25 protein-coding genes are annotated in these 23,718 nt (G+C 74.3%); 15 read left to right on the top strand and 10 right to left on the bottom strand.

All coding sequences use genetic code 11. The features are described from left to right. Positions 1–10 precede the first annotated feature (10 nt). The 4 genes from ACFQ8Y_RS03860 to ACFQ8Y_RS03875 are packed head-to-tail and all read left to right on the top strand — an operon-like array spanning position 11 to position 2,206. Positions 11–169 carry a hypothetical protein gene (locus tag ACFQ8Y_RS03860; protein WP_430548881.1) on the top strand — a complete coding sequence of 53 codons (159 nt, stop codon included), beginning with the start codon at positions 11–13 and terminating at the stop codon, positions 167–169. Beyond that, the gene (locus ACFQ8Y_RS03865; RefSeq protein ID WP_430584661.1) at positions 169–558 is read left to right on the top strand and encodes a YciI family protein; all 390 of its coding nucleotides are present in this window, start codon (positions 169–171) and stop codon (positions 556–558) included. Before ACFQ8Y_RS03860 ends, ACFQ8Y_RS03865 begins: the two co-directional genes overlap by 1 nt. Next, complete coding sequence (locus tag ACFQ8Y_RS03870; protein WP_430548883.1) at positions 558–902, top strand: YciI family protein; 345 nt, start codon at positions 558–560, stop codon at positions 900–902. The genes ACFQ8Y_RS03865 and ACFQ8Y_RS03870 overlap by 1 nt, the downstream gene beginning before the upstream one ends. Then, positions 899–2,206, top strand: a complete 1,308-nt coding sequence (locus ACFQ8Y_RS03875) for an RNA polymerase sigma factor (protein ID WP_430584662.1) — start codon at positions 899–901, stop codon at positions 2,204–2,206. Before ACFQ8Y_RS03870 ends, ACFQ8Y_RS03875 begins: the two co-directional genes overlap by 4 nt. Positions 2,207–2,292: 86 nt before the next feature. Here the strand turns inward: ACFQ8Y_RS03875 and ACFQ8Y_RS03880 are convergent, their stop codons facing one another. The 5 genes from ACFQ8Y_RS03880 to ACFQ8Y_RS03900 all read right to left on the bottom strand — a co-directional run bounded on the left by ACFQ8Y_RS03880 (position 2,293) and on the right by ACFQ8Y_RS03900 (position 6,214). After that, on the bottom strand, positions 2,293–2,697 hold the full coding sequence (locus ACFQ8Y_RS03880; protein WP_430584663.1) for an ectoine synthase: 405 nt from the start codon (positions 2,695–2,697) through the stop codon (positions 2,293–2,295). A gap of 45 nt (positions 2,698–2,742) precedes the next feature. Further along, the gene (gene ectB, locus ACFQ8Y_RS03885; RefSeq protein WP_430549033.1) at positions 2,743–4,002 is read right to left on the bottom strand and encodes a diaminobutyrate--2-oxoglutarate transaminase; all 1,260 of its coding nucleotides are present in this window, start codon (positions 4,000–4,002) and stop codon (positions 2,743–2,745) included. 170 nt (positions 4,003–4,172) lie between these two features. Continuing rightward, positions 4,173–4,808: a diaminobutyrate acetyltransferase gene (gene ectA / locus ACFQ8Y_RS03890; RefSeq protein WP_430584664.1), complete on the bottom strand. Its 636-nt coding sequence runs from the start codon at positions 4,806–4,808 to the stop codon at positions 4,173–4,175. A gap of 286 nt (positions 4,809–5,094) precedes the next feature. Next, positions 5,095–5,577 (bottom strand): transcription elongation factor GreA, encoded by a 483-nt coding sequence (greA, locus tag ACFQ8Y_RS03895; RefSeq protein ID WP_429764557.1) that lies wholly within the window; start codon positions 5,575–5,577, stop codon positions 5,095–5,097. Between the two features lie 193 nt (positions 5,578–5,770). Then, positions 5,771–6,214: a DUF4307 domain-containing protein gene (locus ACFQ8Y_RS03900; protein WP_430548887.1), complete on the bottom strand. Its 444-nt coding sequence runs from the start codon at positions 6,212–6,214 to the stop codon at positions 5,771–5,773. A 107-nt stretch (positions 6,215–6,321) separates the two neighbouring features. Between ACFQ8Y_RS03900 and mca the strand changes: the two genes are divergently transcribed. From mca to ACFQ8Y_RS03915, 3 genes are read left to right on the top strand one after another with little or no spacing between them, the layout of a single operon-like run. After that, a complete protein-coding gene (mca, locus tag ACFQ8Y_RS03905; protein ID WP_430549034.1) occupies positions 6,322–7,197 on the top strand; it encodes a mycothiol conjugate amidase Mca in 876 nt (291 codons plus the stop codon). After that, positions 7,194–7,556: a hypothetical protein gene (locus tag ACFQ8Y_RS03910; RefSeq protein ID WP_430548888.1), complete on the top strand. Its 363-nt coding sequence runs from the start codon at positions 7,194–7,196 to the stop codon at positions 7,554–7,556. Before mca ends, ACFQ8Y_RS03910 begins: the two co-directional genes overlap by 4 nt. Further along, positions 7,553–8,518, top strand: coding sequence for a carbon-nitrogen hydrolase family protein (locus ACFQ8Y_RS03915; protein ID WP_430548889.1), 966 nt, complete (start codon positions 7,553–7,555; stop codon positions 8,516–8,518). Before ACFQ8Y_RS03910 ends, ACFQ8Y_RS03915 begins: the two co-directional genes overlap by 4 nt. A gap of 45 nt (positions 8,519–8,563) precedes the next feature. Here the strand turns inward: ACFQ8Y_RS03915 and ACFQ8Y_RS03920 are convergent, their stop codons facing one another. Further along, positions 8,564–9,337, bottom strand: a complete 774-nt coding sequence (locus ACFQ8Y_RS03920) for a hemolysin III family protein (RefSeq protein WP_430548890.1) — start codon at positions 9,335–9,337, stop codon at positions 8,564–8,566. A gap of 258 nt (positions 9,338–9,595) precedes the next feature. Here ACFQ8Y_RS03920 and ACFQ8Y_RS03925 point away from each other — a divergent pair, with 258 nt between their 5' ends. The 4 genes from ACFQ8Y_RS03925 (at position 9,596) to hemQ (ending at position 12,976) form a co-directional block, all read left to right on the top strand. Continuing rightward, positions 9,596–10,357, top strand: a complete 762-nt coding sequence (locus ACFQ8Y_RS03925) for an isoprenyl transferase (RefSeq protein ID WP_430548891.1) — start codon at positions 9,596–9,598, stop codon at positions 10,355–10,357. Positions 10,358–10,436: 79 nt separating this feature from the next. Further along, entirely contained in the window at positions 10,437–10,931 is a 495-nt protein-coding gene (locus tag ACFQ8Y_RS03930; RefSeq protein ID WP_430548892.1) for a MarR family winged helix-turn-helix transcriptional regulator, read from the top strand. A gap of 115 nt (positions 10,932–11,046) precedes the next feature. Beyond that, positions 11,047–12,192: a ferrochelatase gene (locus ACFQ8Y_RS03935; protein WP_430548893.1), complete on the top strand. Its 1,146-nt coding sequence runs from the start codon at positions 11,047–11,049 to the stop codon at positions 12,190–12,192. 19 nt (positions 12,193–12,211) lie between these two features. Continuing rightward, positions 12,212–12,976, top strand: coding sequence for a hydrogen peroxide-dependent heme synthase (gene hemQ, locus ACFQ8Y_RS03940; protein WP_430548894.1), 765 nt, complete (start codon positions 12,212–12,214; stop codon positions 12,974–12,976). 7 nt (positions 12,977–12,983) lie between these two features. On the opposite strand, the gene ACFQ8Y_RS03945 is transcribed toward hemQ, so the two are convergent. The 3 genes from ACFQ8Y_RS03945 to ACFQ8Y_RS03955 form a co-directional block, all read right to left on the bottom strand. Beyond that, positions 12,984–13,865 carry a putative protein N(5)-glutamine methyltransferase gene (locus ACFQ8Y_RS03945; RefSeq protein ID WP_430549035.1) on the bottom strand — a complete coding sequence of 294 codons (882 nt, stop codon included), beginning with the start codon at positions 13,863–13,865 and terminating at the stop codon, positions 12,984–12,986. After that, entirely contained in the window at positions 13,862–15,163 is a 1,302-nt protein-coding gene (locus ACFQ8Y_RS03950) for a Glu/Leu/Phe/Val dehydrogenase (RefSeq protein WP_430548895.1), read from the bottom strand. Before ACFQ8Y_RS03950 ends, ACFQ8Y_RS03945 begins: the two co-directional genes overlap by 4 nt. 246 nt (positions 15,164–15,409) lie before the next feature. Beyond that, positions 15,410–16,003, bottom strand: a complete 594-nt coding sequence (locus ACFQ8Y_RS03955; RefSeq protein ID WP_430584665.1) for a biotin transporter BioY — start codon at positions 16,001–16,003, stop codon at positions 15,410–15,412. A gap of 216 nt (positions 16,004–16,219) precedes the next feature. Here ACFQ8Y_RS03955 and ACFQ8Y_RS03960 point away from each other — a divergent pair, with 216 nt between their 5' ends. Beyond that, complete coding sequence (locus tag ACFQ8Y_RS03960) at positions 16,220–17,506, top strand: Nramp family divalent metal transporter (protein WP_430562338.1); 1,287 nt, start codon at positions 16,220–16,222, stop codon at positions 17,504–17,506. Between the two features lie 8 nt (positions 17,507–17,514). Here ACFQ8Y_RS03960 and ACFQ8Y_RS03965 read toward each other — a convergent pair whose 3' ends face one another. Then, on the bottom strand, positions 17,515–18,360 hold the full coding sequence (locus ACFQ8Y_RS03965; RefSeq protein WP_430584666.1) for a helix-turn-helix domain-containing protein: 846 nt from the start codon (positions 18,358–18,360) through the stop codon (positions 17,515–17,517). 53 nt (positions 18,361–18,413) lie between these two features. On the opposite strand from ACFQ8Y_RS03965, the gene ACFQ8Y_RS03970 reads away from it, so the two are divergent. From ACFQ8Y_RS03970 to ACFQ8Y_RS03980, 3 genes are all read left to right on the top strand, one after another. Continuing rightward, complete coding sequence (locus tag ACFQ8Y_RS03970) at positions 18,414–21,956, top strand: proline dehydrogenase family protein (RefSeq protein WP_430584667.1); 3,543 nt, start codon at positions 18,414–18,416, stop codon at positions 21,954–21,956. A 142-nt stretch (positions 21,957–22,098) separates the two neighbouring features. After that, positions 22,099–22,680, top strand: coding sequence for a hypothetical protein (locus ACFQ8Y_RS03975; protein ID WP_430584668.1), 582 nt, complete (start codon positions 22,099–22,101; stop codon positions 22,678–22,680). After that, on the top strand, positions 22,674–23,675 hold the full coding sequence (locus ACFQ8Y_RS03980) for a hypothetical protein (RefSeq protein WP_430584669.1): 1,002 nt from the start codon (positions 22,674–22,676) through the stop codon (positions 23,673–23,675). The genes ACFQ8Y_RS03975 and ACFQ8Y_RS03980 overlap by 7 nt, the downstream gene beginning before the upstream one ends. The last annotated feature ends 43 nt before the right edge of the window (positions 23,676–23,718 follow it).

Consider the following 23,718-nt stretch of genomic DNA (forward strand, 5'->3'; position numbering starts at 1 on the left):
GAGGTGGACGATGCGCTTCCTGGACACGATCCTGAAGGATGACCTGGCGGCGAGGCGGTTCCTGGCCGAGGTGCGACGCGAAGGACTGGGCATCGGCGCCTACCGCCCGGTCGACGTGGCGTTCTTCGGACCGATGGTGTTCTTCAACGGCTTCCACGAGGAGATCTGATGCGGTATCTGATGCTGGTGCTGTCCACCCCCGAGGACCCGCAGCTGCGGCCGGAGGACGTCGCGGGCGCGCCGCCCATCGAGGGCTGGGTGGAGAAGTACTACGGCAGCGGCACCGCCGTGCTGGGCGACCGGCTCCGCCCGCCCGCCGACGCGGTCGGGGTGCGGGTCCGGGGCGGGCGCGCACTGGTGACCGACGGCCCGTTCTCGGAGACCAAGGAGGCGATCGGCGGGTTCGACGTCATCGACGCGCCCGACCTCGACACGGCGATCACCATCGCGTCCGAACACCCCATGGCGCACGAGGGCGCCATCGAGCTGCGGCCGTTCTGGCCGCTCGGGCTCGAGGGAGACGGCGTTGCCGACGAGACGCGCGAGGGAGGCGCCTGATGCGGTACCTGCTGCTGGTGGTCGAGCCGGACGTCCCCGACCGCGGCCCGACGCCCGACATCGTCGACTGGGTGCGCCGGCACGACGCCGACGGGTCCCGGGTGCTCGGGGAGCGGCTGCGCCCCGCGGCCGACGTGCGCCGGGTGCGCGTGCGCGACGGTCGCCCCCTGGTGACCGACGGGCCGTTCACCGAGACCAAGGACGTCATCGGCGGGTTCGACGTCGTCGAGGCCCCCGACCTCGAGGCTGCGCTCGCGATCGCCGCCGAGCATCCGGGCGCCTGGGGCGGCGGCACGGTCGAGGTGCACCCGTTCTGGCCGACCGACGGCGTCGAGCCGGCGTGACGACCACGAACGCCGTCGAGGACGCGTTCCGCAGCGAGTGGGGACGCGTCCTCGGCGCGGTGGCGCGCGCCACCGGCGACCTCGACCTCGCGGAGGAGTCCGCGCAGGAGGCGTTCGCCACGGCGCTGCGCACCTGGTCGCGCGACGGCGTCCCCGACCGGCCGGGCGCGTGGCTCACGACGACGGCGCGGCGGCACGCCCTGGACGTGCTGCGCCGCCGGCAGGTCGAGGCGGAGAAGAGCGAGGCCGCGGTGCGGCGGGGCGAGCGCGTCGCCGGGCCCGGACGGGCCGCCGACGGCGTGCACGACGAGGTGGAGCGCGGCCTCGACGACGAGGGGTGGTCGCCCGACGACCCGGACGGCGACCTGGTCCGGCTGCTGTTCACGTGCTGCCACCCGGCCCTGCCGCTCGACGGCCGCGTGGCGCTCACGCTGCGCTCCCTCACGGGGATGACGACGGCGCAGGTGGCCCGTGCGTTCCTCGTCCCCGAGGCGACGATGTCCCAGCGGCTCGTCCGGGCCAAGCGGCGCATCCGGGCCACCGGCATCGCGTTCCGGGTGCCGCCGCCGGGGCTGCTGGCCGAGCGCACCGACGCGGTGCTCGCGGTGCTCTACGTGCTCTTCACCGAGGGCTACGACGCCTGGGCCGAGCCCGCCGACGAGGTGGATGGGTGCGCCGACCGCCGCGCGCTGGCCGGGGACGCGGTGCGGCTGGCCCGGCTCGCCGCCCGGCTGCTGCCCCAGGAGCCGGAGGCACGCGGCCTCCTCGCCCTCCTGCTGCTGCAGCACGCGCGGCGCGACGCGCGGAGCGGGGGCGACGGCGTCGCGCTGACCCTGGAGGAGCAGGACCGCTCGAGGTGGCGCCGCGACGAGATCGACGAGGGGCTGGCCGTGCTCGACACGGCGCTCGCGGCGCGCCGGCCGGGGCCGTACCAGGTGCAGGCGGCGATCGCGGCGTTGCACTGCCGGGCGGCGACCGCGGGGGACACGGACTGGGTCGAGGTGCTCGCGCTCTACGACGTGCTGCTCGACCTGGCGCCGTCGCCCGTCGTCGCGCTCAACCGTGCGGTGGCCGTGGCCGAGGTGCGCGGCGCCGACGCCGCCCTGGCCGCCGTCGACGCCGTCGCGCAGAACCCGGCCCTGGCGGGCTACCACCTGCTGCCGGCCCTGCGGGCGGACCTGCTGACACGCGCCGACCGGCCCGCCGACGCCGTCGTCGAGCTGCGCCGCGCCCTCGACCTGGTCGACCGCGAGGGCGATCGCCGCCTGCTGCGCTCCCGCCTCGCGGCCCTCGCGCCGAGGTAGTACGAAAACTGCCGAGGTAGTAACGAGCCCTCGCGAGGGCACGTACTACCTCGGCAGATTCGGTCCTACCTCGGCGGCGGGGCGGGTCAGACCGTGGCGGCCTCCGGCTCGGTGACGAGCGGGTAGACGCCGTTCTCGTCGTGCACCTCGCGGCCGGTGACCGGCGGGTTGAACACGCACACGCACGTGATGTCGGTGCGCGGGCGCACCTTGTGCTTGTCGTGGTCGTTGAGCAGGTACAGCGAGCCGGGCCGCAGCTGGTGCACCTCGCCGGTGCCGAGGTCCTCGATCTCGCCCTCGCCGGACGTGATGAAGACGGCCTCGATGTGGTTGGCGTACCAGAAGAAGCTCTCGGTGCCGGCGTACAGGGTGGTCTCGTGCACGGAGAAGCCGACCCCTTCCTTCGCCAGGATGATCCGCTTCGAGCGCCAGTTCTCGCTCTTGACGTCGGCGTCGGTGTCGGTGATCTCGTCGAGCGTGCGCACGAGCATGGGTGGTACCTCCGGTGGTTCGGGAGCGGTGGGTTCGGGTGCGGGTCAGGCCGTCGGCGCGGGCAGGACGGCGGCCACGGAGTCGCTGATGATGCGCAGACCGCGCTGCAGCTCGTCGTACGTGATCGTCAGCGGCGGCAGCAGCTTGACGACCTCGCCGTCGGGGCCCGAGGTCTCCATGAGCAGCCCGCGGGAGAACGCCTCGTCGCAGATGCGGCTCGCGGTCTCGCCGTCCGGCGTCTGCAGGCCGCGGGCGAGGCCGCGGCCCTTGGCCACCAGCACGTCGTCGCCGTAGCGGGCGACGAGAGAGTTGAAGTGCGCCTCGACGAGCGCGCCCTTGTCGATCGTGGCGGTCTCGAGCGTGTCGTCCGTCCAGTAGGTGCGGATCGCCTCGGCGGCCGTGGCGAAGGCGGGAGCGAAGCCGCGGAACGTGCCGTTGTGCTCGCCCGGCTCCCAGATGTCCAGCTCGGGGCGCACGAGGGTGAGCGCCATCGGCAGGCCGTAGCCGGAGATCGACTTCGACAGGCAGATGATGTCGGGCACGATGCCGGCCTCCTCGAACGAGAAGAACTTGCCGGTGCGGCCGCAGCCCATCTGGATGTCGTCGAGGATCAGCAGGATGTCGTGGCGCTTGCACAGGTCGGCCAGGCCGCGCAGCCACTCGGCACGCGCGGCGTTGATGCCGCCCTCGCCCTGCACGGTCTCGACGATGACGGCGGCGGGCGCGTTGAGGCCCGAGCCGCTGTCCTCGAGCAGCCGCTCCAGGTACACGAAGTCGGGCACGTCGCCGTCGAAGTAGTCGTCGTACGGCATCGGGGTGGCGTGCACCAGGGGGATGCCGGCGCCCCCGCGCTTCATCGAGTTGCCCGTCACGGACAGCGCGCCCAGCGTCATGCCGTGGAAGGCGTTGGTGAAGTTGATGACCGACTCGCGGCCCGTCACCTTGCGCGCCAGCTTGAGCGCCGCCTCCACCGCGTTGGCGCCGCCCGGGCCGGGGAACACGACCTTGTGGTCCAGGCCGCGGGGCTCCAGGATCACCTCGTTGAACGTCTCGAGGAACTCGCGGCGCGCCGAGGTGAACATGTCGAGCGTGTGCACCATGCGGTCGTCGGTGAGGTAGTCCAGCAGCACCTGCTTGAGCAGCGGGTTGTTGTGCCCGTAGTTGAGCGTGCCGGCGCCGGCGAAGAAGTCGAGGTACTCGGTGCCGTCCTCGGCGTGGACCGTCGCTCCCGAGGCCCGGTCGAACACGACGGGCCAGGAGCGCGAGTAGCTGCGGACCTCCGACTCGAGGGCGGTGAAGCCCATCGGGTCGTCGGCGGCGGACGCCTCGGTGGTGGGGACGGTCGGGGTTGTCACGAAGGACACTCCTTGAGGTGGTGCGCGCCGGTGCGGTGTTGTGGTGGAGAGGGCTGCGTCGTCACCTGCGCGCCGAACCGGCGCAGCCCGAGGTCTGGGGACCTGAATGGTGGAGTCGGTCAACGGGGAGGGCGGATGCCCTCGATCACCAGCAGCGGCTCGGCCTCGTGGCCGTCCGGGAAGTGCGCGGCCTCGTAGCCCGTCGTCTCGCGCAGGGTCGCGCCGCGCTCGGCGGCCCACCGCGCGAACACGCGCCGCGACGACACGTTGTCCGTGGTCACGGTGGTGTGCAGCCGGGTGACGGCGGGGCCGTCGCCCGCCGCCGTCGCGTCGACGACGGCGTCCAGCAGCCGCCCCGCGACGCGGCGGCCGCGGGCCCGCGGGTCGACGGCGACCTGCCACACGAAGAGCGTGGCCGGGTCGGCCGGCAGCCGGTACGCGGAGACGAAGCCCACGGGCTCGCCCTCCGTGTCAGAGCCGTCGGGGCCGCCGGGGCCGTCGGGGAGGAACGCCAGGCGGCAGGTCGCGGCGAAGTGGTCCGCGAGCAGCAGGTAGGCGTAGGAGGAGTTGAGGTCGAGCGAGCCCGAGTCGCGCGCCAGGCGCCACATCGCGGCACCGTCCGCCGTCGTGGGCGGGCGCACCGTGAGGCCCGGAAGGGGCTCCGCGGCGCGGGACGACGCCGTGGCGTCGGTCGGGCTGTCGGTCGAGCTGTCGTCGGTCGAATGGTTGGTCGTTGCGGTGTCCGTCGTGTCCATACCGCCATCGACCATAGACGCATCGCGGGGGAAAGTTCACCTCGGCCATGACCATTCCTCGACCGGCCGGCGCCGGCGGCGGGTCCCCGATCGTTGGCAGTGCAACGAAAGGTCGCGTTGACCATCGACGGATCATCGACGGTTCTACGGATCGCCATCCGTCTCGGATGCTGAGACCGACGGGGTGAAGTCGCGGATGGCGTCACCCCGGGGACGACGATGGGCGTGCCCGTCGGGACGGGCACGCCCATGGCATGCGTCGGTGCCGGGCGCGGCCCGGGGGAGGTCAGCCCGCGAAGGGCGTGGCCTTGAGGATCTCGACGGGGATCTCGCGACCGTTCGGCGCGGTGTAGGCCACCTTCTCGCCGATGCGGTGCCCGTCGATCGCGGCACCGAGCGGCGACGTCGGCGAGTACACGTCGAGGTCGGTGGTGCCGGCGATCTCGCGGGAGCCGAGCAGGAACGTCATCTCGTCCCCGGCCACGACCGCGGTGACGACCATGCCGGCCTCCACGACGCCGTCGTCCGCGGGCGTGCCGATCTGCACGTGCCGCAGCTTCTCGGTGAGCTCGCGGATGCGGGCCTCGTTCTTCGCCTGCTCCTCGCGGGCGGCGTGGTAGCCACCGTTCTCCTTGAGGTCGCCCTCGTCGCGGGCGGCGGCGATGCGCTCGGCGATCTCGGTGCGGGCGGGGCCGGAGAGGTGCTCCAGCTCGGCCTGCAGCCGGTCGTGAGCCTCCTGGGTGAGCCAGGTGACAGTGCTCTCGGTCACGAGGGCTCTCCTTTCGTGGTGCTCGATGGCCTGTTTCGGCCGTGCGCGGGCGACCGACGGGCGTCGGCACGCGCGTCGGCTGGGGCAGGACTGCGTGTGAATCCCTCAGGATAGCCCGGGGAGGCGCCAGAACCCAGGCCTCTGCCCTGGGCGAACAGCGTGATCCCGGTCGAGACACGGGATCGAGGCGGTGTCAGGGCGCGTCGGGGACGTCGCAGGACTCGACGACGGCGGTCGTGGCCTCCTCGGACGTGCGGACCGTCACCGAGTACGTCGAGGTCTGCTGCTCGGCAGGCCCGACGGGCACGTCGACGGTGCCGACCTGGGCGTAGCTCTGCGCGAGCGCCTCGACCTCGCAGACCGCCGTCGTGCCGGGCGGCATGTGGACCTGGAAGGTGACGTCCACCTGCTCGGCGTCGCGGACGTCGAAGCCGACCATCTCCACCGTCACCGGGTCCCGGCGGGTCTGCTCGACCGAGAACCAGGCGGCCACGCCGACGGCCGCCGCGAGGGCGACGCCGATCGCCACCTTGGCCCCCGTGCCGAGCGGGCGTCGGCCGTCCTGGCGACCGTCCTGTCCAGCACGCGACGTGCCGTACCGGTCGGCGGGCGGAGTGGGGCTGACGGGCTCGCTCATGGTGCACCATTGTCCCTGAACCTCGCTGCCGACCCGTCACCCCGGGAGGGACCTTGTCCTCCGCCTCCTCCGTGCCGCCCACCCCGCGGTCCGAGCCCCTGCGTCTGATGGCGGTGCACGCGCACCCGGACGACGAGTCCAGCAAGGGAGCCGCGACCACCGCGCGGTACGCCGCCGAGGGCGTCGAGGTGCTCGTGGTGACCTGCACGGGCGGCGAGCGGGGCGACGTCCTCAACCCGAGCTTCCAGGTGCCCGAGGGGCACGAGTTCGACACCATCGAGGGCCGCCTGGCGGTGCGCCGCCTGGAGATGGCGGCCGCGGCCGAGGCGCTCGGCGTGCGGCAGACGTGGCTCGGCTTCGTGGACTCCGGGCTGCCGGAGGGCGACCCGCTGCCGCCGCTGCCCGAGGGCTCGTTCGGCCTGACGCCGCTCGACGAGGCGGCCGCGCCCCTCGTGGAGCTCGTGCGCGAGTTCCGCCCGCACGTCATGACGACCTACGACCCGTCCGGCGGGTACCCGCACCCCGACCACATCAAGTGCCACGAGGTGGGGTTCGAGGCGTACCACGCGGCGGGCGACGCCTCCCGGTACGTCGTCGAGGGCGGCGCGGAGCCCTGGGAGCCGCTCAAGCTCTACTACAACCACGGCTTCTCGATGGCGCGCATGCGCGCCGTGCACGAGGCGATGCAGGGCGCCGGCCTGGAGTCGCCGTTCGGCGACTGGATCGAGTCGCGCGCGGCGCGCGAGATCCCCGAGCGGGAGGCGACCACGCACGTGGCCGTCGCGGACTTCTTCGCCCAGCGCGACGCGGCCCTCGTGGCGCACGCGTCGCAGATCGACCCGGACGGGTTCTTCTTCGCCGTGCCGCGCGACCTCGAGGCCGACGTGTGGCCCACCGAGGAGTTCGAGCTCGCGGACTCCCGCGTGCCGACGTCGCTGCCGGAGGACGACCTGTTCGCCGGCCTGCGGGAGGGCGACCGATGAGCGCCGCCTGGGCGACCCTGCTCGCCGCCGCGCCGAGCCCGAGCCCCAGCCCGACCCAGGGGCCGGACGAGCTCCAGGTGACGCCGGGCCTCGCCGGGTTCGTCGCGACGTTCGCGGTGGCCGTGGCCTGCGTGCTGCTCTTCCTGTCGCTCACGCGGCACCTGCGCCGCGCGCAGCGCAACGCCGAGGAGCAGGGCATCCCGCTCGAGGAGCCCAAGCACTTCGGTCTCCAGGGCCCGGGGCGGGGCCCCGGGGCGCCCGACGGGGGGCCGCGCGACGATGGCACGGGCGACGGTGGCGACGACGGTACCGACGACGACGGCAGGAGCGGCGGCACGGACGGCGAGCCCGGGCGATGAGCACGAGCGTGCGTGTCACGGTCGGACAGCTCGCGATCACGGCCGACCACGACGCCAACCGCGAGGCGGTCGCCGAGGCCTTCCTCGCCGCCGGCCGCGTCGGCGCCGACCTGCTGGTGCTGCCCGAGTACTCCTCCGGCTACGACCCGCACGGCGTCGGCGTCGAGCACGCGGAGCCGCTCGACGGCCCGTTCGTCACGGCCCTGCGCCAGCACGCCGCGCGGTACCGCATCGCGGTGGTGGCCGGCACCACCCTGCCGGCCTACGGCGCGCCGGCGGCGAGCACGGGCCAGCACCCGACGGTGACGGGCGCGTTCCCCGCCGTCAGCGGGGCCTTCCCGGCCGTGACCGGGTCGTTCCCGGCGGTCACGGGGTCGCTGCCCGCGATCACGGGGACGACGCCGACGGTCGGCTCGGCGCCCGAGCCGCCGACGCGCGCCTTCAACACCGTCGTCGCGGTCGACGCGACGGGCTCCGTCGTCGGCGCGTACCGCAAGGTGCACCTGTACGACGCGTTCGGCACCCGCGAGTCCGACCGCCTCGAGGCCGGTCCGGCCGGCGTGCCCCCGCTCGTGCTGCGGCTGGGGGACCTCACGTTCGGCGTCGTCACCTGCTACGACCTGCGCTTCCCGGAGTCGGCGCGCCGCCTCGTGGACGCCGGCGCGGACGTCATCGTCGTCCCGGCGGCGTGGGTGGACGGTCCGCTCAAGGCGGACCACTGGCGCACGCTGCTGCGCGCGCGGGCGATCGAGAACACGGCGGTGGTGATCGGTGTCGGGATGTCCGGCCCCGGGCTGGTGGGCCGGTCGCTCCTGGCCGGGCCGGACGGCGTCGTCGGCCTCGAGCTCGACGAGACCCCGCAGGTGCGCACCGTGGACCTGGACCCGGAGCCGCTGGCCCAGGTGCGTCGGCAGAACCCGTCGCTGGCGAACCGGCGCTACCTGGTGGTGCCCGCGGGCTGAGCCCGCCGGGCCCGGCCGCGTGCGGCGACGTGCGGCGACGTGCGGCTACAGGGCCGCCAGGTAGATCGCCACGGTGTGGCAGGTGAACCCGACCACGGTGAGCGCGTGGAAGATCTCGTGGAACCCGAACCAGCGGGGCGACGGGTTCGGGAACTTGGTGCCGTAGACGACGGCGCCGAGGATGTACGCGATGCCGCCCGAGGCGACCAGCCACGCGACGGCGGCGCCGCCCGCCGCGGAGAACTGCGGGATGTAGCCGACGGCGACGCAGCCCAGCGCCACGTACACCGGGACGTAGAGCCACCGCGGCGCGCTCATCCACAGCACGCGCCCGACGAGGCCGAGGATCGCGCCGCTCCAGACGACGGCGAGGAGCACGGTGGCGGTGCCGCGCGGCAGCAGCATCACGGCCAGGGGCGTGTACGTGCCGGCGATGATGAGGAAGATGTTGGCGTGGTCCAGGCGCCGCAGGACGGCGGCGGTGCGGGGCGACCAGGTGCCGGTGCCGAGGTGGTAGACGGCGCTGGTGCCGAACAGCATGACGGCGGTGAGGCCGAAGATCGCGCACGCGACCTTGTCGGCGGCGGTGTCGGCGAGGACGACCAGCACGATCGCGGCGGCCAGCGCCAGCGGGGTCGTCACGGCGTGGATCCAGCCGCGCAGGTGCGGCTTGAGGAGCGCCGGCTTCCCGGCGGCCGCCGCCGACACGGTCTGCACGGCGTCGCCCACGACGCCCTTCGCCTCGCGGGCCACCTCCGCGACGTCGGACGCGTCGAGGCGGTCGGCCCGGTGGCCGTTCGGCTGGGCGGCTGCTGCCACGGGTGCTCCTTCTCGGTCGGACGGCGAACCTACGCATCCGTAGGTTACGCCAGCGTAGGGGACGCGGCGCGGACACGAGGACCCCGCGCCGTGAAGATCGTGCGCAGGGGTTGCGGGGCGTCGCCGAGCGTCGCCCAGGCCCTGGACCTGCGGGTCCACGGGAGCGGTACCGTTGTCCCGCTCTCCGTCCGTCCTGCCCCCGCCGGGTGCCCGCGCTGTCGCGCGCCCGCGGTCCGGCCCGAACCCCCGAGGTCCCGCGTGCGCATGCCCCACCTGCTCTACGGCCTGTACGAGCGGCGCCTGGCCGCCTCGCTGCCGACGGCGCAGACGCCCCGGCACGTGGGCGTCATCCTCGACGGGAACCGGCGGTGGGCCCGGTCGTTCGGCGAGACCGCTGCCACCGGGCACCGGCGGGGGGCGGACAAGATCGCGGAGTTCCTCGGCTGGGCGGAGGAGCTCGGCGTCGAGGTGGTCACCCTCTGGATGCTGTCCACCGACAACCTCGCGCGCCCCGCGTCCGAGCTGGCCGACCTGCTCGACATCATCCGCGACGCCGTCCAGGACCTCGCCGAGTCGGGCCGCTGGCGGCTGCGCGTCGTGGGCCGCCTCGACCTGCTGCCGGGCGAGCTCGCGGACGCCGTGCGCGGCGCGGCGGAGGCCACGAAGAACGTCCAGGGGCTGCAGGTGAACGTCGCCGTCGGCTACGGCGGCCGGCACGAGATCGCCGACGCCGTCCGGTCGTACCTCAAGCAGGAGTCCGCGACGGGTGCGTCGCTCGAGGAGCTGGCCGAGCGGATCGACGTCGACGACATCGCGGCCCACCTCTACACGAAGGGCCAGCCGGACCCGGAGCTCGTCATCCGCACGTCGGGCGAGCTGCGCGTCGGCGGCTTCCTCATGTGGCAGAGCGCCCACTCGGAGCTGTACTTCTGCGAGGCGTACTGGCCCGACTTCCGCCGGGTGGACTTCCTGCGCGCCCTGCGCGACTTCTCCCGGCGGGAGCGCCGTCTCGGCCGCTGAGCGGTGCCCGGCGGTGCCGACCGCCCGGACCCGGCGCTTCGACAGGCCTGACCGGCGGGGAGTGCGGCACACTGCCACGGTGACCCCGCCCGAGCACGAGACCCGCCCCACGGCCGACGTCCGCCTCGCCGCCGAGGCCTGGGAGTCGCTGTTCCGGGCGCAGGTCACGCTCATGCGCCGCTTCCAGGCCGACGACATCTGGCGCGACCTGTCGATGCGGGAGTACGACGTGCTGTTCACCCTGTCGCGCGCCCCGCGGGGCGAGCTGCGGCTGCGCGACCTCAACGAGGGGATGCTGATCGCGCAGTCGTCGTTGTCGCGGATGGTCGAGCGGCTCGAGGGGCGCGGCCTCGTGGCGCGGTCGGTGCCCGCCGACGACGCCCGCGGCACCCTGGTGCGGCTCACCGCGGAAGGCGCGCGGCGCCAGCGCGAGACCGGGCTCGCGCACGTGCGCACCATCGCGGAGTACGTGAGCCCGGCCCTGCCGGGCGAGGAGCTCGAGCACCTGCGCGACCTGCTGGACCGGCTGCGGCTCGCGCAGGCGGACATCCCCGACCGTCCGGCGTCGGGCTGACGGGACGGTTGTGCGGGACGTCGGCGACGAGATGACAACGCGTTCCTTCAACGTCACGTCGGCCGGAGCACGTTCTCGGCGGGCCGGGCCCTGAGCCGGTGCCATGATGGCAGTCATGTCGCTGACCCCCCAGTCGGCCGATGCCGGCCCGTACGACGCCCTGCTCCTGTACTCCTTCGGTGGCCCGAACAAGCCGGAGGACGTCGTCCCGTTCCTCCGCAACGTGACCGCCGGCAAGGGGATCCCCGACTCGCGGCTCGAGGAGGTCGGCGAGCACTACTACGGCTTCGGCGGCAAGAGCCCGATCAACGAGCAGAACCTCGCGCTGAAGGCGGCGCTCGAGGCCGAGCTCGCCGACCGCGGTATCGACCTGCCCGTCGTGTGGGGCAACCGCAACTGGGAGCCCTACACCACCGACGCCATCGACGAGCTGGAGCGTCTCGGCGCGACGCGTGCCGTCGCGCTCGTGACCTCCGCGTACTCCTCGTACTCCGGCTGCCGCCAGTACCGCGAGGACCTCGCGGTGACGCTGGAGAAGCGCGGGCAGCTCGGCTCCGAGGGCTCCACCGGCGTGCAGTTCGACAAGATCCGCTCCTACTTCAACCACCCCGGCTTCGTGGCGGCCAACGCCGAGGCCGTGCTCGAGGGCTACGAGGCGCTCGAGGCGAAGGGCGGCGACCCGGCCGCGGCCAAGCTCGTCTTCGTCACGCACTCCATCCCCGACACGATGGAGGCCGCGTCCCGCGTCTCGCACGCCACGTACTCGGCTCAGCACCTGGACGTCGCCGCCGTCATCGCGGCCGTCGTCTCCGAGGTGCGCGGGCACGCCGTCGAGTGGGAGCTCGCGTACTGCTCGCGCTCCGGCCCGCCGTCGCAGCCGTGGCTCGAGCCGGACGTCAACGACCTGCTCACCGAGCGGGCCGGCGAGGGGCTCAAGGACGTCGTCCTGTCCCCGATCGGCTTCGTCTCCGACCACATGGAGGTCGCCTACGACCTCGACACCGAGGCGATGGCCACCGCGGCCGAGCTCGGCATGACCGCGGTGCGCGCGGGCACGGTCGGCACGCGCCCGGTGTTCGTCTCCGGCCTGGTGGACCTGCTCCTCGAGCGCGCGGCGATCGCCCGCGGCGAGGAGGTCGCGGAGGAGACGGTGGGCAACCTGCCCGCGTTCCGCTCCGTGTGCGCCCCCGGCTGCTGCCTGCGGCGGGACGAGGAGCCCAGCGGCATCCCCGCCCTGTGCAGCGTCGACCTGCACTCCTGACCCGGACCGAGAGGACGTCATGACCGACAGCCACATCCACGGCGACACCGGCGAGACCGTCGACGCCGCCGCGATCAACGAGTCGATCCGGTACGCGATGATCGCGGTCTTCTCCACCGCCGAGCCGCTGCCCGTGGGCGACGCCGAGCGCGCCGAGATCGCCGCGGAGGCGGAGGCCGCCCTCTGGGACGGCCAGCCCGACGACGCCCGCGACCCCGCCCGCGCCGAGGGCGACGTCGTCGTGCGCGGCGTGTACGACGTCGCCGGCCTGCGCGCCGACGCCGACCTCATGGTGTGGGTGCACGGCCCGACCGTCGAGTCGGTGCAGGGCGCCTACCAGCGGCTGCGCGCCTCCCGCCTGGGGTCGGCGCTCGCGCCGGAATGGTCGGTCGTGGCGCTGCACCGCGCCGCCGAGTTCAACAAGGGCCACGTGCCCGCGTTCCTCGCCGGCGAGCGTCCCCGCGACTACCTCTCGGTGTACCCGTTCGTGCGTTCCTACGACTGGTACCTGCTGCCCGACGCCGAGCGCCGCACGATGCTGCGCGACCACGGCATGGCCGCGGCGGGCTACAAGGACGTGCGCGCCAACACGATGAGCACGTTCGCGCTGAGCGACTACGAGTGGCTGCTGGCCTTCGAGGCCGACGAGCTGCACCGCATCGTCGACCTCATGCGCGACCTGCGCGCCACCGAGGCCCGCCGCCACGTGCGCGAGGAGGTGCCGTTCTTCACCGGCCCGCGCGTCACCCTCGCCGACTGGGCGGAGAAGCAGCCCCGCGCCTGACCGCGGGTCAGGTGACGGTGGCGACGACGACGGTGCCGCCGGTGGCGTCGTCGGCGTCCGGGTCGTCGTCGGTGACGACGGTCGCCCGCAGCCCGTGCGCCTCGACGAGCGCGGTCGCGCCCTCGACCTGGCCGGTGCCGACCTCGAAGAGCAGCGACCCGCCCGGGGCGAGCCAGCCCGGGGCGGCCGCCACCACGCGGCGCAGCACGTCGAGGCCGTCGGCCCCGCCGTCGAGCGCGACGGCGGGCTCGTGGTCGCGGGCCTCGGGCGGCATGGTCGCGATGGCGCCGGTGGGCACGTAGGGCGCGTTGCACAGCAGCAGGTCGACGCGTCCCCGCAGCATCGCCGGCACGACGGACAGCAGGTCCCCCTCGTGCACGGCGGCACCGAGCGGCCCGAGGTTGCGACGGGCGTGCACGACGGCGGCGGGCTCGACGTCGCTCGCGTGCAGCACCGGCGCGGCGCCCGCGGCCCGGAGCCCCAGCAGCACGGCGCCGCCCACCGCGCCGCAGCCGCAGCACAGGTCGAGCACCGTGGCCGGGGCGGGGAGCGCGAGCGCCGCGCCGACCATCAGCTCGGTGCGGCGCCGGGGCACGAACACGCCGCGCCCCACGGACCAGGAGCGGCCGGCGAACTCCACCCGGCCCAGCACGTGCTCCAGCGGCTCGCCCGCCACGCGCCGGGCGACCAGCTCCTCGAGGCGGTCGCCGTCGACGGCGTCGGCACCTCCGCTGCGGCGCCGAGCGGCCGGCTCCGGGCGCGCGGCCGCCTCGAGCAGCAGCGCCGCCTCGTCCTCCGCGAACACGCAGCCGGCCGCCCGCAGCCGCGCGACCAGGGGTTCCAGGTCGCCGGCCGCGGGCGCCGCGGGGTCCGTCCGGTCGGTGCTCAGGGGTACAGCCCCCGGATGCGGTGCGCCTCCGCGGTGCGCTGCACGCCGATGACCAGCGCGGCGTCGCGCAGCGACAGGCCCTCGCGCTTGGCGAGCGCGGAGACGTCCCCGTACGCGGAGGTCATGCGGTGCTCGAGGCGGTCGGCGATCTCCTGCTCGGACCACCAGTAGGTCTGGTTGGCCTGCACCCACTCGAAGTAGGAGACGACGACGCCACCGGCGTTGGCGAGCACGTCCGGCACGACGGTGACGCCGTTCGCGGCGAGCACGCGGTCGCCGTCGGTGGTGGTCGGGCCGTTGGCGCCCTCGACCACCCAGCGTGCCCGGACGCCCGCGGCGGTGACGCCGTCGAGCACGCCCTCGACGGCGGCCGGCACGAGGACGTCGACGTCGAGGCCGAGCAGCTCGGTGTTGGACAGCGGGTCGGCGCCGTCGAAGCCGACGACGGAGCCGGTGGCGGCGACGTGCGCGAGGAGGCGGGGGACGTCGAGGCCCGCGTCGTTGCGGAGCCCGCCGTACTGGTCGCTCACCGCGACGACGGTCGCGCCGCGCGCGGCGAAGATCGCGGCGGCGTGCGAGCCCACCTTGCCGAAGCCCTGCACGGCGACGGTGACGTCCGTCAGCGGCACGCCGGCCTCGCCGAGCGCGGCCGCCGTGGCGTGCACGATGCCGGCGCTGGTGGCGGTGCCACGGCCGCGGGAGCCGCCCAGCGCCAGGGGCTTGCCGGTGACGACGGCGGGGATCGTGTACCCGCGGTTCACGGAGTAGGTGTCCATGACCCATGCCATCGTGTGCTCGTCGGTGCCCATGTCGGGCGCCATGATGTCGGTGTCCGGGCCGATCATCGGCATGATCTCGGAGGTGTACCGGCGGGTGACGCGCTCCAGCTCGGCCGTCGAGTAGTCGCGCGGGTCGATGGCGACGCCGCCCTTGGCACCGCCGTACGGCAGGTCGACGATGGCGCACTTCCAGGTCATCCACATGGCGAGGGCGCGAACCTCGTCGATGTCGACGCCGGGCGCGTAGCGCAGCCCGCCCTTGCCGGGGCCGCGGGTGATGTTGTGCTGCACGCGGAAGCCGTGGAAGAGGACGGTCTCGCCGTCGTCGCGCCGCAGGGGCACGGCCACGTGGATCTCGCGGCGGGGGGTGGCCAGCATCTGTCGCTGGCCCTCGTCGTAGCCGAGCACGGCCACGGCGCTGGCGAGCTGGCTGTGCGCCGTGTCGAGCGGGGAGCTCGCCCTCGGCGCGGGGGCGGCGGCCGGTGCGGCCGGGGTGTCGGGCAGGGGTGTCGAGGTCATCGACGTCGTCGTCGTCACGGGTCCTCCAGGACACGGTGCCGAGGGCCCCGGTCAGGGGCCCCGGCAGGGGTGGCGCGGCCCGGGATGGTGGGCCTCGGCGCCCACCGTAGCCGCTCCCGCGCACCCTCCAGCGGGCGAAACCCGCCGCCTTACGGAGCCGTGTCCGGGCGTTGACCCGACGATGCCGCCGGTTGAGCGTGTCGAGACCGAGGGACGGCGTTTTCGACACGCTCGACCGGCGGTGCGTCAGCGCACGAACCGCCAGGCGGTCGGCAGCAGGGCGGCGGCGAGCGCGGCCTTGAGCGCGTCGCCGGGCAGGAAGACGACGGCGCCGGAGAGCAGTGCGGCGCCCACGGGCATCCCCGTGCTCACCGCGAGCCACGGCACGCCCACCGCGTAGACGGCGAGGGTGCCGAGGGCGTAGGTGCCGACGGTGGACAGCACGCGGCGGTCGGCGCCGCGGCGCGCGAGCGCCCCGACGACCACGCCCGCCAGGAGGAAGCCGACGAGGTAGCCGCCGGACGCGCCGGCGACCGACTCCCAGCCCGCCGTCGCGCCGGCGAACACGGGCAGGCCGGCGACGCCCGCGGTGAGGTACACCGCCTGGGCGGCGGCGCCGCGCCACGGCCCGAGGGCGGCGGCGCCGAGCAGGACGGCGAACGTCTGGCCGGTGAGGGGCACCGGCAGCCCGGGCACGGGGATCACGACCTGCGCGGCCAGGGCGGTGAGGGCGGCCACCGCGACGACGAGCACGGCGTCGCGGGCGAGGGCCCCGGGCAGCAGGTCCGCGAGGACGCGGCGCGGGCGGGCGGGGGAGAGGGAGAGGGTGGCTGCGGTCATGACGACGACGCTAAGGGCTCGGCCCGGCCGCGGTCATGGCCGGACGTCGCCAAGACCGCAGGGCCCGGATTTGTACGACTCATACACAGGCGCGGTGTGCATCGGCGTGCTGGGGCCGTCTGGTTGTGGGAATCGTGCACGGCCCGGGACGGCGAGATCGGACCTGCCCGACATGTTTCCGATGCCCGCAACACCCGTGCGGTAGCCTCCGGCGACATGGCTGACAAGGACGTCGCATCTCCCGCCCTCGACCACGAGCTCAGGGACGAACGCCCACGCTGGCGCATCGTCGGCCCGGGCCTCGTCGTCGCCGCCACCGGCATCGGCGCCGGCGACCTGGTCGCGACGCTCGTCGCGGGCAGCCGCTTCGGCTACACCCTGATGTGGGCCGCCGTCCTCGGCGTCCTCATCAAGATCGTGCTCGTCGAGGGCGCCGGGCGCTGGTCGCTCGCCACGGGCCGCACGATCTTCGACGGCTGGAAGTCGCTGGGCGCGTGGGCCAGCGTCTACTTCGGCATCTACATCGTGGTGTGGGGCTTCAGCTACGGCGCCGCGGCGATGTCGAGCTCGGCCCTGCCGCTCGTCGCGCTGTTCCCGCAGGTCGACCTGATCTGGTTCGCGATCATGTCCGGCCTCATCGGGGCAGCGGTCGTCTGGCTCGGCAAGTACAAGATGTTCGAGTACGTCATCGCGGTGCTCGTCGGCGTGATGTTCGTGACGATCGTCGGCTCGGCGGTCCTCACCCTGCCGAACATCGGCGAGATCCTGGGCGGCCTGGTGCCGCGGATCCCCGAGGACTCGATCATCTACACGCTCAGCCTCGCCGGCGGCGTCGGCGGCACGATCACGCTCGCGGCGTACGGGTACTGGCTCAAGGAGAAGGGCTGGCACACCCCGCGCTGGATGAAGGTCATGCGGATCGACAACGCCATGGCCTACGTGATCTCCGGCGTCTTCGTGATCTCCATGCTGATCGTCGGCGCCGAGCTGCTCTACTCCTCCGGCATCACCATCGCCGACGGCGAGGGCGGCCTCGTCGACCTCGCCGACGTGCTGGCCGAGCGCTACGGCGCGTTCATGGCGCCGCTGTTCCTCGTGGGGTTCTGGGCGTCGTCGTTCTCCTCGGTGCTCGGCGTGTGGAACGGCGTGTCGCTGATGTTCGCCGACTTCGTCGCCACCGCGCGCGGGCTCTCGGAGGACGACCCGCGGCGCAAGGCGGGCGGCTCGTACTACCGGCTCTACATCCTGTGGCTGACGTTCCCGCCGATGCTGCTGCTCCTGCTCGACCAGCCGATCGCCCTCGTCGTCGCCTACGGCGTGCTCGGCTCGCTGTTCATGCCGTTCCTCGCGATCACGCTGCTGTTCCTCATGAACTCCTCGCGGGTGCCGGAGCGGTGGCGCAACCGGCCGCTGACCAACGTGGCGCTCGTCGTCATCGCCGGCATGTTCGTCGTGCTGGGCGTGCAGCAGCTCGTCCAGGCGCTGGCGCCCGTCTTCGGCTGAGGCGCCGGTCAGCCGGCGGCGCGGGCGCGCCGGCGGAACGACGACGGCGTCTCGCCCGTGAGCCGGGCGAAGGTCCGCGTGAACGAGGGCTGGTCGTAGAAGCCCGCGGCGGCGGCGACCTCGGCGAGCGGCGTCGTCGTGGACGTGAGCAGGTGCGCGGCGCGGTCCACGCGCGTGCGCAGCACGAGCTGGCGCGGGGAGAGCCCGAAGACCTTGCGCACCCGGCGGTCCAGGACGGCGGGCGTGCTGCCCGACAGGCGCGCCAGGTCGGCCACGGACAGCGGGTCGCCGGGCGAGTTGTCGAGGTGCCGCTCGACGGCGGCGACCAGGCGGGCCATCGCGTCCATCGTCGCGTCGTCGGCGTCGCCCGAGCGCAGGTCCTGCGACACGGAGACGAGGCCGACCACGCGCCCGGCGCGGTCGCGCACCGGGAGCTTCGCCGTGAGGAACCAGCCGGGTGTGCCGCCCACGCGGCGGATGAGCTCCAGCTCGTTGCGCAGCGGGCGGCCCGTGCGCACCACCTCGGCGTCCTGGGCCTCGTAGCGCTCGGCCAGCTCGGGTACGAACAGGTCGACGGCGCGGCGGCCCAGCACCTGGCGGCGGGAGCGCTCGTTGGTGCGGCGCACGAACACCTGGTTCACCGCGAGGTAGCGCCCGTCGGCGTCCTTGGCGCAGAACATGACGTCGGACAGCTCGTCCATCAGGTCCACCATCACGGGGGACAGGGCGGCCATCAGGGCGGCGGTGCCGGGAACGTCCGTGGACGCGTCGTCGCGGGCCGGCGAGGGGTCGCCGAGGGCGCCGCTCGAGGTGTCGCCCGAGGCGTCGCCGGTGTTGTCGGAATCTGCGCCCATCGCGGGCCCGATCGTACAAGACGGGCCCTGGGCCGAGGGCGCACCCTGGTGGCATGAGTACCTCCGTTCCGGCGCACGGCGGCGCCACCCCCTCCGCCGTGCGCAGCGCCGACACCGTCGCAGGCCAGCAGGGCGCCGAAGCCCTCGTCGAGGACGCCGTCGCCCTCGCCCACCACTGGATCGCCGTCGCCTCCGGCTCGTCCGGCCAGACCGGGTCGACCACCCGCGCGGACCGGAAGACGCGCGCCACCGCCGAGCGGCTCGGCTCGCTCGTCTCCGACCCGGCCGGGCTGGAGCTCGCCGTCGGGTTCGTCGACGACGTCGCGCGCCCCCAGGACGTCGGCGTCGCCGCCACCGCGCTCGCCCGCCTCGGCCGGGACGCCGGCTCGGCCACCTTCCTCGGCCCCGTCGACCGCACGCTGTTCAAGGTCGGCGCCGTCGTCGCGCCCGTGCTGCCCTCCGTCGTGGTGCCCGCCGCCCGGGTGCGCCTGCGCCAGCTCGTCGGCCACCTCGTGGCCGACGCCGGCAAGGGGCTCACCCAGCACCTCGCCCGCACCCGCGCCGAGGGCTACACCCTCAACGTCAACCTCCTGGGCGAGGCCGTGCTCGGCGACGACGAGGCCGCCGCCCGCCTGCAGCGCACCATCGACCTCGTGCGCCGGCCCGACGTCGACTACGTCTCCGTCAAGGTGTCGTCCGTCGCGGCCCAGCTCGTCACCTGGGACCTGGACGGCTCGCGCGAGCGCGTCGTCGAGCACCTGCTGCCCCTGTACCGGGCCGCGCGCGACCACGGCGTCTTCCTCAACCTCGACATGGAGGAGTACAAGGACCTCGCGCTCACCACCGCCGTCTTCACGCAGGTGCTCGACCGCGACGAGTTTCGCGACCTCGAGGCCGGCATCGTCCTCCAGGCGTACCTGCCCGACGCGATGGGCGCGCTCGACGAGCTCACCGAGTTCGCGCAGAAGCGCGTGGCCGACGGCGGCGCGCGCATCAAGGTGCGCCTCGTCAAGGGCGCCAACCTGGCGATGGAGCACGTCGAGGCCGAGCTGCACGACTGGGCGCAGGCGCCCTACCCGACCAAGCCGGACGTGGACGCCAACTACGTGCGCATCCTCGACCACCACCTGCGCGCCGACCGCACCGCCGCCGTCCGCCTCGGGGTCGCGTCGCACAACCTCTTCGACGTGGCGCTCGCGGTGCTGCTCGCGCGCGGCCGCGGCGTCACCGAGGGGCTCGACATCGAGATGCTGCAGGGCATGGCCCCCATCGAGGCGCGCCTCGTGCGCGACGAGGTGGCCAAGGACGGCGGCCACGTCGTGCTGTACACGCCGGTGGTGCGCGACGAGGACTTCGACGTCGCGATCTCCTACCTGGTGCGCCGCCTCGAGGAGAACGCCGCCGAGCAGAACTTCCTGCACGCCGCCTTCGCTCCCGCCGGCGGCGACGACGGCGTCGAGGCCACGGCCATGGAACGCCAGGAGCTCGCCTTCCGCGCGTCCGTGAGGCACGGCGTGCACTACCAGCCGGTGGACGTCGCGCCGCGCCGTCGCGACCGGTTCTCCGGCGGGGGCACCGCGCCCACCGCCGCCGGCTGCCCCTCCGCGGAGCCGTTCCGGAACGCCGTCGACACCGACCCGGCCGTGGCCGGCCACCGCGCGTGGGCCCGCAGCGTCGTCGGGCCGGACTCCGGGTTCGTCCCCGTCCAGGCCCCCGAGGTCACCTCGACCCAGGCGATCGACGACGCCGTCTCCCGCGCCGTCGCCGCCCAGCGCGCCTGGGCCGCCGTCGCGCCCGCCGACCGCGCGCGCGTGCTGCGCGCCGCCGCCCGCGAGCTCGAGGCGCGCCGCACGGACCTCGTCGCCGCCATGGTGCACGAGCCGGGCAAGACGGTCGCCGAGGCGGACCCCGAGGTCAGCGAGGCGATCGACTTCGCGAACTACTACGCCGCGATGGCCGAGGCCCTGGAGCAGGTGGACGGCGCCACGTTCACGCCCGACGGCGTCACGCTGGTCACCCCGCCGTGGAACTTCCCCGTCGCCATCCCCACGGGCGGGGCCCTCGCGGCGCTCGCGGCCGGGTCGGCCGTGCTCGCCAAGCCGGCGCCGACGACGCCGCGCTGCTACGAGCTCGCGATCGAGGCCGTGCACGTGGCGCTGGACGAGGCGGCGCCGGAGATCGGGCTCGACCCGCGGGTCGCGCGGGACGTCGTGCAGTTCCTGCGGGTGCCCGACGGCGACCTCGGCCAGCACCTCGTGACCCACCCGGACGTGGCCCGCGTGATCCTCACCGGCTCCATCGAGACGGCAGAGCTGTTCGCCTCCTGGCGGCCGGAGCGCCCGGTGCTCGCGGAGACGTCGGGCAAGAACGCGCTGGTCGTGACGCCGTCGGCGGACCTCGACCTCGCCGTCTCCGACCTGGTCAAGAGCGCCTTCGGCCACGCCGGGCAGAAGTGCTCGGCCGCGTCGCTGGTCATCCTGGTCGGCTCGGTGGGCGACCCGTCCACCGAGACCGGCGAGCGGTTCCGCCGCCAGCTCGTCGACGCCGTGCAGTCGCTCGCGGTGGGCTCGCCCACCGAGCTGTCGACCGTGATGGGGCCGCTGACCGAGCCCGCGCAGGGCAAGCTGCTGCGCGCGCTGACGACCCTCGAGCCGGGGGAGTCGTGGCTCGTGCGCCCGCGTCGCCTGGACGACGCCGCCCGCGCCGCGGGGATCGAGGAGGACCGGCTCTGGTCGCCGGGCCTGCGCGACGGCGTCGCGCCCGGGTCGTTCTTCCACCTCACCGAGGTGTTCGGCCCCGTGCTCGGCATCATGACCGCCCAGGACCTGGACGAGGCGATCCGCCTGCAGAACCAGGTGGACTTCGGTCTCACCGCGGGCATCCACTCCCTCGACGACGACGAGATCGCCACCTGGCTCGACCGCGTCGAGGCGGGCAACGTGTACGTGAACCGGCACATCACCGGCGCCATCGTGCAGCGGCAGTCGTTCGGCGGCTGGAAGGCCTCGGCCGTGGGCCCGGGCGCCAAGGCGGGCGGCCCCAACTACGTCGCCGAGCTCGGCGCGTGGGCGGACGCCGACGGCGTGCCGTCGCGCACCCACGACCCCGAGGGCTGGCTCGCCGCGGCGCAGGCGTCGGACGACGCCGCGTGGGCGGCCGAGATCGGCGTCGGGCACGACAAGTCCGGCCTGCGGGTGGAGGAGAACACCTTCCGCTACCGGCCCATCGACCGTCTGACCGTGCGCGTCGGCGACGGCGCCCTGCCGATCGAGGTGCGGCGGGTGCTCGCCGCGGCGAAGCGGGCGGGTGTGCCCGCGGTGGTCGTGCCGGACACCGACAGCGGCTGGGGCGTGCCGCACGAGGCGCCGACGTCCCACGCGGACTTCGCCGCCGCCGTCGCGGCCGGCCGCGTCACCGGCCGCGTCCGCGTGGTCGGCCGTGCGCCGGGCCTGCGCGAGGCGGCCGCGACCCGCCTCGGCACCGTGACCGTGCTCGACGCGCCGGTGGTCGCCAGCGGCCGGCGCGAGCTGCTCGCCGTCGTGCGCGAGCAGGCCGTCAGCCGCACCCGCCACCGGTACGGGCACGTGCACGCCTGAGCGGCCCCGCCGCGACCCCGCTGCGAGCCCGCCGCGGGACGGACACCTCCGTCCCGCGGCGGGCTCGCGCGCTATCCTGGCGCGCGACACACCCCCACGACGTGTCCGCGCGCATCGAGCGGCACCCGAGCCGAGGATCCCCATGCACCAGACCCGGACGCGCGCTGCCCTCGTGGCCGGCGCGCTCGTCGTGGCTGTCGGTGTCCTCGGGGCCTGCTCGCCGGAGGCCGACGAACCCGCCGCCGTCCTGCCGGCCGGCCCGAGCCCCTCGCCCACCGTGGACGCGGCCGAGCAGCAGGCTGTCGAGGCCGCCGAGCAGACGCTGCAGGACTTCTACGACCTCGGTGCGAAGGTCGGCAACGACGGCTTCGCGAGCTGGCAGATGATGCAGGGCTTCTGGACCGACGACGAGCAGTGGCAGGCCCAGCGGACGACGTACGAGCAGCGCGTCGCCGACGGCTGGAAGACCGAGGGCGCCGCGACCTTCACGGACGTGCAGGCCAGCGACTTCGACCCGGGCGGGGACTCGCCGGGCGACGAGCGGGTGACCCTCGAGGTCTGCAACGACACCTCCGGCGTCACGACCCTCGACGAGGACGGCGCGAAGGTCCCCCGGGCCGAGGGCGTGCCGGAGCGGTTCACGGTCGTCTACACGATGAGCGCGCGCGGGGAGGACCGATGGGGCATCGACAGCCGCGAGGCGGACACGGAGCAGTCGTGCTGAGGCGGGTGGCGCGGGTCCTGGCCGTGCTGATGCTGTTCACCGGCGCGGCCGTCGCGCCGACGGTCGCGACCTCTGCGCCCGCCGTCGCCGCCCCCTGCACCGGTAATGGCGGCACCGACAACGACGGCAACGTCGTGGTCGACGGGCAGTGCCCGGGGGAGGACGGCGACGACGGTGACGGAGGCGGCGGCGGAGGCGGCGACGGCTCCGTCCGCGAGTGCAAGTACGGCTCGCACGTCATCCCGTGCATGAAGAGCGGCGCCGTCTACAACAGCGAGCGCGGGTGCTACATGAAGCTGATCTCCCCGCCGCCGCCGAAGGACGACAAGATCTGGGACGGCAAGACGGAGGGCTACATCGTCGCCTGCGTGCCGCCCGAGGACGAGTGCCTCGACGACGTCGAGAACTACACGTACCTGTGCGCGCCGTTCCGCCTGTGGCAGGAAGACCCGCCGCCCACGGAGGTCGGCCCGTCGCCGCTGGAGCTGGCGGAGCGCGCGGTGGCGCGCATGCAGCTGACGATGGGCGAGATCGGCTCGACGCCCCCATCGACGGAGGTCGACGGGGCCGCGATCGGGATCGTCGGGATGCCGGTGTGGCTGTGGGTGTCGAACCCGGCGGACAACACGACGGGGCCGATCACGCGCAGCGAGACGGACGGCGGGCTGACCGTCACGGCCGACGGCACGCTGAGCCGGATCGAGTGGACCCTGACCGACGCCGACACGGGGACCGTGTACGCCCGCACGACCTGCGCGGGCGACCGCGCGCCCGGCACACCCTGGTCGGACGCCGTGAGCAACGACGCCCGCCCGTCCCCGACGTGCGGGTTCGACGGGGCGCAGAGCCATCGCTCCGGCAACATCACGGTGACGGGGACGGCGTACTGGACCGTGGAGTGGGCCGGCGGCGGGGTGACCGGCACGATCGACGTGCCCGCCCAGACGCGCGAGTCGACCCTCGCCATCGGCGAGGCGCAGGTCCTCGTCCAGTAGCGCGACCCGTGGTGCGGCGCTGACGCCGTCCCGATGCCGTCGG

The sequence above is a fragment of the Isoptericola sp. NPDC056605 genome (assembly GCF_042792795.1).
GTDB lineage: Bacteria > Actinomycetota > Actinomycetes > Actinomycetales > Cellulomonadaceae > Isoptericola.